Source organism: Lacisediminihabitans sp. (genome assembly GCF_036404185.1).
In the GTDB taxonomy this organism is placed as follows: Bacteria; Actinomycetota; Actinomycetes; order Actinomycetales; family Microbacteriaceae; genus Lacisediminihabitans.
Genome location: NZ_DASWPB010000122.1, coordinates 1 through 10,524 on the forward strand (window position 1 = coordinate 1; position 10,524 = coordinate 10,524).

At 69.6% G+C, this 10,524-nt stretch carries 12 protein-coding genes; 4 read left to right on the forward strand and 8 right to left on the reverse strand.

Features of this window, described 5'->3' with window-relative positions; translation table 11 throughout:
• On the reverse strand, positions 1-925 hold a 925-nt coding region (locus tag VGC18_RS09005; protein WP_331096456.1), incomplete at its 3' end, for an NADPH:quinone reductase.
• A 116-nt stretch (positions 926-1,041) separates the two neighbouring features.
• Here VGC18_RS09005 and VGC18_RS09010 point away from each other — a divergent pair.
• The gene (locus VGC18_RS09010; protein WP_331096458.1) at positions 1,042-1,713 is read left to right on the forward strand and encodes a hypothetical protein; all 672 of its coding nucleotides are present in this window, start codon (positions 1,042-1,044) and stop codon (positions 1,711-1,713) included.
• On the opposite strand, the gene VGC18_RS09015 is transcribed toward VGC18_RS09010, so the two are convergent.
• Positions 1,673-2,437 carry an SDR family NAD(P)-dependent oxidoreductase gene (locus VGC18_RS09015; RefSeq protein WP_331096460.1) on the reverse strand — a complete coding sequence of 255 codons (765 nt, stop codon included), beginning with the start codon at positions 2,435-2,437 and terminating at the stop codon, positions 1,673-1,675. The genes VGC18_RS09010 and VGC18_RS09015 overlap by 41 nt on opposite strands.
• A 139-nt stretch (positions 2,438-2,576) precedes the next feature.
• Between VGC18_RS09015 and VGC18_RS09020 the strand changes: the two genes are divergently transcribed.
• Positions 2,577-3,149 carry a TetR/AcrR family transcriptional regulator gene (locus VGC18_RS09020; RefSeq protein ID WP_331096462.1) on the forward strand — a complete coding sequence of 191 codons (573 nt, stop codon included), beginning with the start codon at positions 2,577-2,579 and terminating at the stop codon, positions 3,147-3,149.
• On the opposite strand, the gene VGC18_RS09025 is transcribed toward VGC18_RS09020, so the two are convergent.
• Together VGC18_RS09025 and VGC18_RS09030 are read right to left on the reverse strand one after the other, a co-directional pair.
• Positions 3,103-4,695 (reverse strand): ABC-F family ATP-binding cassette domain-containing protein, encoded by a 1,593-nt coding sequence (locus tag VGC18_RS09025; protein ID WP_331096464.1) that lies wholly within the window; start codon positions 4,693-4,695, stop codon positions 3,103-3,105. The genes VGC18_RS09020 and VGC18_RS09025 overlap by 47 nt on opposite strands.
• Positions 4,696-4,856: 161 nt before the next feature.
• A complete protein-coding gene (locus VGC18_RS09030; RefSeq protein WP_331096466.1) occupies positions 4,857-5,306 on the reverse strand; it encodes a hypothetical protein in 450 nt (149 codons plus the stop codon).
• Positions 5,307-5,493: 187 nt separating this feature from the next.
• Here VGC18_RS09030 and VGC18_RS09035 point away from each other — a divergent pair, with 187 nt between their 5' ends.
• Positions 5,494-5,868, forward strand: coding sequence for a hypothetical protein (locus tag VGC18_RS09035; RefSeq protein WP_331096468.1), 375 nt, complete (start codon positions 5,494-5,496; stop codon positions 5,866-5,868).
• A 10-nt stretch (positions 5,869-5,878) separates the two neighbouring features.
• Here VGC18_RS09035 and VGC18_RS09040 read toward each other — a convergent pair whose 3' ends face one another.
• The 4 genes from VGC18_RS09040 to VGC18_RS09055 all read right to left on the reverse strand — a co-directional run bounded on the left by VGC18_RS09040 (position 5,879) and on the right by VGC18_RS09055 (position 9,905).
• Complete coding sequence (locus tag VGC18_RS09040; protein WP_331096470.1) at positions 5,879-6,337, reverse strand: VOC family protein; 459 nt, start codon at positions 6,335-6,337, stop codon at positions 5,879-5,881.
• Positions 6,321-7,221, reverse strand: a protein-coding gene (locus VGC18_RS09045; protein WP_331096472.1) for an IS5 family transposase whose coding sequence is annotated in 2 segments (ribosomal slippage) — positions 6,321-6,869 and positions 6,871-7,221 — 900 coding nt in all. Because the reading frame shifts where the segments join, the coding sequence is not laid out codon by codon here. The genes VGC18_RS09040 and VGC18_RS09045 overlap by 17 nt, the downstream gene beginning before the upstream one ends.
• A gap of 63 nt (positions 7,222-7,284) precedes the next feature.
• A complete protein-coding gene (gatB, locus tag VGC18_RS09050) occupies positions 7,285-8,790 on the reverse strand; it encodes an Asp-tRNA(Asn)/Glu-tRNA(Gln) amidotransferase subunit GatB (protein WP_331096474.1) in 1,506 nt (501 codons plus the stop codon).
• A gap of 35 nt (positions 8,791-8,825) precedes the next feature.
• On the reverse strand, positions 8,826-9,905 hold the full coding sequence (locus VGC18_RS09055; RefSeq protein ID WP_331096476.1) for an EamA family transporter: 1,080 nt from the start codon (positions 9,903-9,905) through the stop codon (positions 8,826-8,828).
• Between the two features lie 73 nt (positions 9,906-9,978).
• Here VGC18_RS09055 and VGC18_RS09060 point away from each other — a divergent pair.
• Positions 9,979-10,524: CGNR zinc finger domain-containing protein (locus tag VGC18_RS09060; protein WP_331096478.1), on the forward strand; the 546-nt coding region annotated here is incomplete at its 3' end.

Sequence of the window (10,524 nt, forward strand, 5' to 3'; positions counted from 1 at the left end):
CATCCTCACCGACGCGGAAGGCCCCGTCGCGGATCGCGGCGACGATGTCCTCCGCGGCGGCATCGATCGCCTCCTGGCCGACCGTGTACAGCAGCAGGAACTGATAGCGAACGTTGACCGCAAAATGCTTGCGCACGTCCAGGGCCAGCCGGTCGCCGCCGTTGTTGGCATAGACGGAGATGGTCCCGTGGTTGCGGATGACCGCCGCGTTCAGCTCGGCGTTCTGCGCGGGGGCGACCTCGACCACCAGATCGACGCCGTCCGGCGCGACCCGCCGGATCTCCGCCGCCGCATCCTGTTCGCGGTAATTGACGATGTGCGTCGCCCCCGCTGCGGTCGCGAGGGCGGCCTTCTCCGGACCGCTCACGGTGCTGATGACCGTCGCGCCCGCCCACCGGGCGAGCTGGATCGCCGCATTGCCGACGGCCCCCGCGCCACCGGCGACGAGCACAACCCGCCCGTCGAGGGCACCGGGCGCCAGGCGGGCGGGTCCGCCGTCGGCGACGGTGAGCGCACGATGCGCGGTGATGGCCGGGACGCCCAGGCTCGCGCCCAGCTCGAAGTCGGCACCGTCCGGCAGCGGATGCACCCGCTCGGCAGGAAGCACCGCGTACTCCTGCGCGGTGCCGCCGTGGGAGAGCTGGTGGGCGGCGAGCGCCGTCCAGACGCGATCCCCCGGCTTGTGGGCGGTCACGTCCGGCCCGACGGCGTCGACGATACCGGCACCGTCCTGGTTCGGCACGACCTCCGGGAACGGCAGCCGCTCGCCGGCCACGGCGCCCCTCCGCGACTTCCAGTCGGTGGGGTTCACCCCCGAGACCACGATCCGCACCCGTACCTCGCCGGGCCCCGGCGCCGGCAGCTCGCGGTCGACGAGGCGAAGGACGGAGGGGTCACCGGTCTGGGTGTAGACGATTGCTTTCATGCTGGGGACAACGCTCCGCGCGGCGGATTGTTCCCCGCTCCGCGGGAGGAGCGACACTGGCAGGATGGGGGTCGGCCCGGCTCCGCTCGGATGCCGGCAGAGCGCCGGGAGAGACCATGGACACCTCGGGGGACGGTTTCCTCAACGTCATCCTCTACCTCGTCGTGCTGGCGCTGTTCGGCCAGGTCGCCGTCCGACTGCTGCCCCCGCGGCGGCCGTCTCCCCCGCGGCGACCGTTTCCCCTCGTCGCGACGGTGCTCACGATCGCCATCGGCGTCCCGTCCCTTCTCCAGTTCGCCGTCCCCGTCGTCTCCGAGGCGCTGCGTCGCGACCCGGGGCTGACCCTGCAGCACGGGCAGTGGTGGCGCGTGCTCACCTCGGTCATGGCGCAGGACGGTGGGATCGCCGGGGCGGTGTTCAACCTGGTGGTCGTCGCCGGGGTGACCGTGCTCGCGGAGTGGATCTGGGGGCGCTGGCGCACGGCGGTGCTCTTCCTGCTGCCGTCGATCGTGCTCAATCTGCTCGCCATCGCCTGGAACCAACCGGGCGGCGGCAGCTCCTTCGCGAGCGATGGCCTCCTCATGAGCGTCTGCGGCCTCGGTCTCGTGGTCTCCGGTCGCGCCGTGGTCAGGGTATGCGCGATCGCCGCGATGGCGATCGGTCTCGTCCTGGTGGCGCTGAACGATGCGCACGGTGTCGCCATCCTGCTCGGGGCCGCCCTGGGAGCGTCGTTCGCGCCGTTCCGCGCTACCGCTCCTGTTCGGTCGGCCGCACCAGGATCTCGTTGATCGCCACCCGGCGAGGACGGGTCACGATGTAGCCGATCGCCTCGGCGATGTCCTCGGCGTGGAGCCCCTCGATGGAGGCCAGCTGACCCTGGATGGACGACTGGATCTCCTCCCGGTTGTGCGAGGTCAGCTCCGTGACGGTGATGCCGGGCTCGACGAGGGAGACCCGGACGTGGCGGCCGGTCACCTCCTGGCGCAGCGCCTCGCTGAAGCCGTTGACCGCGTGCTTCGTCGCGTTGTACACGGCCGTCCCGCCCCTGGCGAAGCGGCCCGCGGTGGAGCTGACGTTGACGAGGTCGGCGACCCGACGCGAGCCCCCCTCCGCGGCGTGCAGCAGGTGCGGCAGCGCGGCGTGGGAAACGGAGAGCAGGCCGAGCAGGTTGATGTCGACCATCCGCCGCCACTCCTCCAGCGGGGCGCCCTCGACCGGCCCGATGAGCATCGCGCCCGCGTTGTTGATCAGGGTGTCGAGACGACCGAGCTCGGCGACCGTCCGCTCGACGGCATCCACCGCCTGCCGCTGCTCGGCGACATCCGCCTCGATCACCAGCGCCTCGCCACCCCGTTCCCGGATGCTCGCCGCGAGGGCATCCAGCCGGTCCCTGCGCCTGGCCACGAGGGCGACCGTCGCGCCCCGGGCAGCCAGCGCGGATGCCGTGGCGGCACCGATCCCGCTCGATGCGCCGGTCACCAGCGCGACGGTGCCGTCCAGTGTTTCTGTCATCAGTGTTTCTGTCATCAGTGTTTCTGTCATCAGTTCTCCTGGCATTCGTGTCTCCTCGGATACAATGAAACGGAGGATCCTCCGTTAACCTCCTCCACTATAACCGGAGGCACCTCCGATTATCAATCCAGGAGATCTTGTGCCCGCTCGCCCTCTTCGCGCCGATGCCCTGCGCAACCGTGACCTGCTGATCGAGGTGGCGACTCGTGCTTTCACCCGCGACGGCGAGGATGCCACATTCGAGGCCATCGCGAAGGAGGCCGGGCTCGGCATCGGCACCCTGTACCGGCACTTTCCCACCAGGGAGGCGCTCGTCGAGGCCGTCTATCGCGGCGAGCTCGCCGGGCTCAGCGCCTCGGCGGAGCAGCTGCTGGCCGCCTCGGGGCCGGAGACCGGGCTGCGCGAATGGATGGGGCGGTTCGTCGACTTCATGACGACGAAGCGCGGAATGGCCGACGTGCTCCGCGCGGTCATCAACTCCGGTGGCAACCCCTACGAGCAGAGCCGAGAGCGGGCGCTCGAGGCCGTCGCCATGCTGCTCGACGCCGGCGCCGCGGCGGGGACCATCCGCGCCGATGTCGACCCCCTCGACGTCCTCACCACGCTCAACGGCTTCTCCCTCGCCGCGGTCGAGCCGGGTCAGACCGATCGGCTGATCGATCTGCTCATGGACGGCCTGCTGGCGCGGAGGGCGACGACCGACCGGCCGTGACGGCCCCCGGCGGCGCATCCACACGCTCGATCGCGCCGCCCCGCCGCATCGCGAGCCAGGTGTCGATGCCCAGCCTGCCGAGGAAGGGCAGGTCGTGGCTGACGACGAGGATCGCCCCTCGATAGCCGCGAAGCGCGTCCACCAGCTGTCCGACGCTCTGCGGGTCGAGATTGTTGGTCGGCTCGTCGAGCACCAGCAGCTGCGGTGGTGGATCCGCGAGCAGCAGCCGCGCCAGCACGACCCGGAACCTCTCCCCGCCCGAGAGCGTGCCGACGGGACGGTCCACCGAATCGCCCCGGAACAGGAAGCGCGCGAGCCGATTGCGCAGCTCGCCGTCCGTGGTGCCGCCGCGGCTCACGTTCTCGAGCACGGTGGCCGTCTCATCGAGTCCGTCCAGCCGCTGCGGCAGGTACCCGATGTGATCCCGCCCCTCCCGCACCACCGACTCGAGCATGGTCGTCTTGCCGACCCCGTTCGGCCCGATGAGCGCCACCCGTTCCGGCCCCCGGATGACCACCCCGCGGAACTCCGCCAGCCGGCGGGAGGAGGGGACGGCCGGGTCGGGCAGGTCGACGTGGATGGATGCGTCGTCCCGCAGCCGGCTCTGCGCGGCGTCCACCGCGGCGCGTGCCTCCCCCAGCCGGTCATCGAGCTCGCCGCGCAGCCTGCCCGCCGACACCTGCGCGTTCGACTTGCGCTGGTTGAGCAGGATCTTCGGCATGCTTCCCCTGTCCTTCTGGCCGGAGCGGCTGCTGCGCGCGAGCCTCGTCTCCGCCTCGGCGCGCTGCCTGCGCTCCACGCGCACGGCCTGCTCCGCGGTCCGCTCCCCCTGTCGCGCGGCCGCCTGTTCCTGCTCGAGCCGCTCGAGATAGGCGCTGTACGGGCCGCCGAACATCCGCAGGCGTCCGTCGTAGAGCTCGGCGGTATCGTCCATGAGCTCGAGCAGCCGGACGTCGTGGCTCACCACCACGAGCGTTCCCCGCCAGCCGCGCACCAGCTCGGCCAGGCGCTCCCTGGCATCCGGGTCGAGGTTGTTGGTGGGCTCGTCGAGCAGCACGATCGGGGCGCGGCCGAGGCGCAGACCGGCGATCGCCGCGAGCATCGTCTCGCCGCCGCTCAGGGTGCCGACGGTGCGATCGAGGTCGAGGCCGTCGAGACCGGCGTCGCGCAGAGCCTCAGCGGCGGCCTGCTCGATGTCCCAGCGATCGGCCAGCCGTTCGAAGTTGATCTCCGAGGCATCGCCGCCCTCGATGGCGCGGAGGGCATCCACCGCCTCGCGGATGCCCAGCAGCTGTGCCACCGTCGCCCCCGTTTCGAGCACGACGGCCTGCGGCAGATAGCCCACCTCACCGCTCGTCTGCACACCCCCGGTGGTCGGCTCGATGATCCCCGCGATGAGCGTGAGCAGGGTCGACTTGCCCGCGCCGTTGAGCCCGACCAGACCGGTGCGGCCGCTCGTGAAGGCGGCCGTGATACCGCTCAGGGCGACCGACCCGTCCGGCCAGGTCAGGCCGAGGTCGGTGAGGACGATGGATGATGAGGACATGCTGCTCCCGGGTGGTCAGTGATGCACTGACGCCGGGGCCGCGAACGCGGCGGGATGACGGCGAGTCAGTGCGCGGACGCGGGAGCTGTCTTCAACGGTCTGTCCTTCGAACGGATGCGGTCCCCCATCCTCGCACGGGGCGGGGCAGCGGGCAAACGCCGTCAGGTGGCGACCGACGGCGGATCCGGCGGGCCGGCGAACGCGCTTCCATGCACAGCGGCGGTGTGCATGGCCGCCCCGGCGAAAAAGGCGGCCGTCATGAGGACCAGCGCCGCAAGAGGGACCCACCAGCTCGGCCGGGACCGCCGCCGGAGGGCGACGCCGACGACGAGCGTCAGGATCACCAGCAGCAGCGCCACTCCCGGCGTGAACACCGCGATGAGGGTCAGCCAGGGGTCGCCGACGCATCCCGGTTCGGCGTCGCTGCTGCAGGTGCCGGTGTCCATGCTCCCTAACGCGTTAGCGACGATGGCGAAGCCGGAACCGAAGAGCTGGAGGACGAACAGCATCACAAATAGGCCGCGGTCGATCTCGCGAGCATCGGATCCGGGCGCCGGCCGGTCGTCGCGGGCGATCCTCCCCCTCGGCGGGTCGTCGTCGTCGGAATCCATCGTTCCCCCTCGCGGTTCTCCCACCGTGTCACCCGATCTCCGTCCGAAAGCGCCCGAGGAGGGTGCCCGATGAGGCTATTATCTAATCATTCTTCGGGTTCGAGTGGCCGATGGACCGATGGGCCCCGGGACACGATACGGCGGCTCGTCCCGATATCGAGCCCCGGTGAAAAGAGGGCAGAGCACGATGGACCACGTTGCGATCGCCATCGTCGGCGCGGCCCTCGGCGTGCTGACGGCGAACTCCCGTGTCCCCCGGATCCGGTGGGCGCCGATGACCTGCTCCGTCCTCCTGGAGATCGCCGCCGTCCTCGTGCTGGTGGTCTCTCGGCCCACACCGGCGCCGCTTCTCGACGGCTTCCTCTTCTGCGTGAGCGTCGCGGTCGCCTCGACGCTGTATGCGGGCCTGCTGTGGAAGCGCATGGGTCTCGACCCGGCCATCGGCCTATGGGGCTGGGTGTGGCGCGACGCCGTGAGTCCCCGCTATCTGCGAGAGAGCGCACGGGCGTTCCTGGACGGGGACGATCCGGAGGCCGAGGTCACGCACGGCCAAGCGCCGTAGGGTGTGTCTCCTAATGAGCGATCGGTCGGTGGCCGATCGACGCTTGGAATCGGATGAGATAGCCGTCAGGATCGGTGACGAGGAACTGTTGAACGCCGGCTGCGGTGCGTTCGTCGATGGGGTACCACTTCGTCTCAGGTTCCATGAAGATCGCGTGATCGGCGTCTCGCAGGGCGGTGAGGATCGGGTCAAGGTCCCGGACGCTGATCTGGAAGTTGATTCCTCGACCGAGGGGTGGTTCCAGGGGTGCAGTGATCCAGTTTCGGCCGATGCCATGCTGCTCAAGCATGATGTGAGCAGAGCCCAGCGAGATGTAGGCGAAGCCCTCCTCGGGGCGCTGGTAGTTGATCTGGAACCCGCAGAGCCCGCACCAGAACTCGATGCTTTTCGTGACGTTGCTGACCAGCAGCTCAGGCACCAGGGCGGGGTCAAGCGTCGCGTTACTCACTTGTTCATCGTCGCAGACCATCGGAGTAGCGCAGGCAGAGTGTGATTGCGCGGAGGACGACACCGCCTCGATAGGTCAGGGCAAGTTTGTTGTATCGGGTGGCGAGTCCGCGCCACTGCTTCATCTCGTTGAATCCTCGCTCAACGACGTTGCGTCCCTTGTAGTCTTCGTGGTCGTAACCGACGGGGCGACCGCCACGGGCACCGCGGCGCTTGCGATGCCCCTGTTGATCGGTGGGCTCAGGGATCACCGCGACGATTCCGCGGGAGCGCAGATGATGGCGGATCGCGCGGGACGAGTAGGCCTTGTCGCCGCGCAACCGGTCCGGACGTGAACGCGGACGGCCGGGGCCACGGCGCTCGACCCGCAGATGATCCATCAGGACAGGAAACATCGGAGAGTCGCCGGCTTGACCTGGACCGATCAACATCACCAGCGGCAGCCCACGCCCATCGACGAGCTGATGGATTTTCGTGCTCAACCCGCCACGCGACCGCCCAATCGCGTGATCAGTCGGCTCCTCGCGCAGATTCGTGTAGTTCGACGGAGCCCCCTGTGTCCCGCGGAAGGTTCGTCGCGTGCTGGTGCGCTCGGTTGATCGTGGAGTCGACGCTCACAGCCCAGTCCACCTCGCCGGCCGCATCGGCACCGGCCAGCAAGTCGGCGTGGATCCGATCCCACGTCCCGTCGCCAGAGTACCGGCGATGCCGCTTCCAAAGCGTCTGCCACGGGCCGAAAGTACGCGGCACGTCACGCCAAGGTGTTCCTACCCGATAGCGCCAGATGATGCCCTCGATCACCCGGCGATCATCTCGGAACGGACGTCCTCGCCGACCCGCCGACGACGGCGACAACGACCTGACCCGTTCCCATTGGGCATCCGATAGGACCGCATCACGACTCACTCAAAAATCATCCCGCGGACAGCGAGACGAATTAGGAGACACGCCCTAGGCCGCGGCCGTCCGTCAGTCGTTCTGCGCCCGCTCCAGCACCAGCTCGCGCACGCGTGCGGCATCCGCGGTTCCCCGCATCGCCTTCATCACGGCGCCGATCACCGCACCGGCGGCCTGCACCTTGCCGTCGCGGATCTTCGCCAGCACGTCGGGCTGGGCCGCGAGGGCCTCGTCGATGGCGGCGATGAGCGGCCCGTCGTCCGAGACGACGACCAGTCCGCGGGCCCGGGTCACCTCGGCGGGAGTCCCTTCCCCCGCGATGACCCCCTCGAGAACCTGGCGGGCGAGACGGTCGGTCAGCTCGCCGTCCTCGATCATCGCGATGAGCTCGCTGACGTGCAGCGGCGAGACGAGGGTGGACGCATCCACCCCGGCGACGTTCGCGAGGCGGGCGATCTCCCCCGTCCACCACTTGCGGGCCTGGGCGGCGGACGCCCCGGCAGCGGTGGTCTCCTCGATCTCGACGAGCAGGCCGGAGTTGTAGACGTCCTGGAACTCCAGGTCGGTGAAGCCCCACGCCTCCTTGAGGCGGCGGCGACGGATCGCCGGCGGCTCCGGCAGGGCCGCCCGCAGCTCCTCGATGAGCTCGAGCGACGGCTCCACCGGCACCAGGTCCGGCTCGGGGAAGTACCGGTAGTCGTCCGCGTCGCTCTTGGGACGCCCGGCGGAGGTGACGCCGGTGTCCTCGTGCCAGTGGCGGGTCTCCTGCGTGATCGTGCCGCCCGCGGCGAGGATGGCGGCCTGACGCCGGATCTCATAGCGGATGGCCCGCTCCACCGAGCGCAGGCTGTTGACGTTCTTCGTCTCGGTGCGGGTGCCGAGCTTTCCGCTGCCCCGCGGGGAGAGCGAGATGTTGGCGTCGCAGCGGATGTTTCCGCGCTCCATCCTCGCGTCGCTGATGCCGAGCGAGCGGACGATGTCGCGCACCGTCGAGACATAGGCCTTGGCCAGGGCCGGCGCATCCGCGTCCGCGCCGGTGATCATCTTGGTGACGATCTCGACCAGCGGGACACCCGCCCGGTTGTAGTCCACGAGCGAATACTCCGCACCCTGGATGCGCCCGGTCGCGCCGCCGATGTGGGTGAGCTTGCCCGCGTCCTCCTCCATGTGCGCGCGCTCGATCTCCACGTCGAACAGGCGGCCGTCCTCGAGCTCTACCTGGACGAGGCCCTCATAGGCGATCGGGTCCTCGTACTGACTGATCTGGTAGTTCTTCGCGAGGTCCGGATAGAAGTAGTTCTTGCGGGCGAAGCGGCTGGACGGCCGGATGCTGCAGCCGAGCGCGAGCCCCAGGCTGATCGAGTACTTGACCGCCTGCTCGTTCACCACCGGCAGGCTGCCGGGCAGCCCGAGGTCGACCGGGGTCACGTTGGTGTTCGGCTCGCCGCCGAAGAAGTTGGGGGCGTCGGAGAACATCTTCGTCCTGGTGTTGAGCTCGACGTGCACCTCGAAGCCGAGCACCGGCTCGAACAACTCGATCGCCCTGTCGAAATCCATGAGTTCTGCTGGTTGCGCCATACCGCAATTCTACGGGCGCGCATCGGGCCGCGAATCTACGGACGGATGTCCGGACGGATGTCCGGACCGATGTCCGGCAGCCTCGTCGGCGAGGTCATGGTGAGCTCGTACTGCGCGGGCCCGGCGGGCGGAGCGTCGGAGAGAAGCGCACCCGGCTCGAGCACCTCCGGTTCAAGAGCGTCTGCCTCGAGAGCATCCGGCTCCACCTCCGCGTCCGTCTTTTCGGAGCGCACGAAGCCGATGCCCACCAGGATGAGCGCTCCCCCGAGCAGCTGCGGGAGGGAGAGCCGCTCGCCGAGGAGGATCCAGGCGTAGAAGGCGGCGGCCACCACCTCGAGCAGGCCCGCGAACGAGGCCAGCCGGGAGCCGAGCATCTCGCTGGCCGCGATGCTCGTCGCATAGGCGAGCGCGGTCGCGATGACGCCCACGATGAGCAGGGGGACGAACCAGGGCACGGCCGCGCCGAGCAGGTGCGTCTCGCCGAAGGTCGCCGCGAGGGGGACGGCGCCGGTCAGGCCGACCAGGCCGAGCGCGACCCCGCCGATGAGCAGGCCGAACGCCGCGAAGACGACGGGAGGCAGCCCGTCGCTCGGCCGGGCCGCGACGACGTAGTAGACCGCGCACCCGATCGCGGCGAACACGGCGAGGACGATGCCGAGCGGATCGATGTGTCCACCGCCGGGAGAGACGACGAGCACCAGGCCGACAACGGCTAGGACGGAGCCGACCATGACCACGGCCTTGGGCATCCGCCTGCCGACCGCCCAGACCCACAGCACGAGCAGCAGCGGAGCCATGTACTCGATGAGGATGGCCGTGCCGACGGGGATGCGTTCCAGGGCGGCGAAGTAGACCAGCTGCGTGCCGGCGACGCCGATGAGGCCCATCGCGAGCACCCGCCAGCGCGCCCGCCAGAGCACGACCCAGCGACCGCGCAGCGATAGCACCGCGACCGGCGTCAAGGCGAGACCGCCGATGAGCGCCCGCACCGTCACCGCCGCCGCCGGGCTCCAGCCCGCCTCGAGCAGCGGCTTGATCAGGGCGCCGGACATTCCGAAGCTGATCGAGGCGATGACGGCGATGATGAGGCCGAGGGAGGTGGAGGGGCGTTTCACTGGTGTCACCGATTCGAAGGGGCTAGATGTCTTACACTCCTGACGCTAGTCTTGGGGAAAGTAAGGAGTCAAATTGCATTTTGCCCCTGACACCGAAGAGACGCTGGAGTTCACCGTCGCCCTCGCGGGCACCGCCCCCGGCGCCTCGCGCAGCGGCTCGGACGAGCTCGCCACCGTCGAGGAACTGGGGTCGTTCCTCGCCTCGTGGAACTACTCCGGCCGCATCGACCACGACGAGGCGGAGCTGCGCGACGTCCTGCGCACGCGCGATCAGGCGAGGCGGCTCTGGAGCCTCGACACCGACGACATGGCCGAGGCCGTCAATCGGATGCTCCGCGCGGCACGAGCGCTGCCCCACCTCGCGCGCCACGACGGCTCCCCCTGGCACCTGCACGCGACCGAGCCGGATGCGCCGCTCGCCGAGCGCATCCGCGTGGAGATCGCGCTTGCCCTCGTCGACGTCATCCGCTCCGGCGAGACCGCCCGTCTGCGGAGCTGCGCGGCCGACGACTGCACCGGACTGCTCGTCGACCTGTCGCGCAACGGCTCCAAGCGGTTCTGCAGCATCCGCTGCGGCAACCGCATGAACATGATCGCCTTCCGCGAGCGGGCGGGCTCG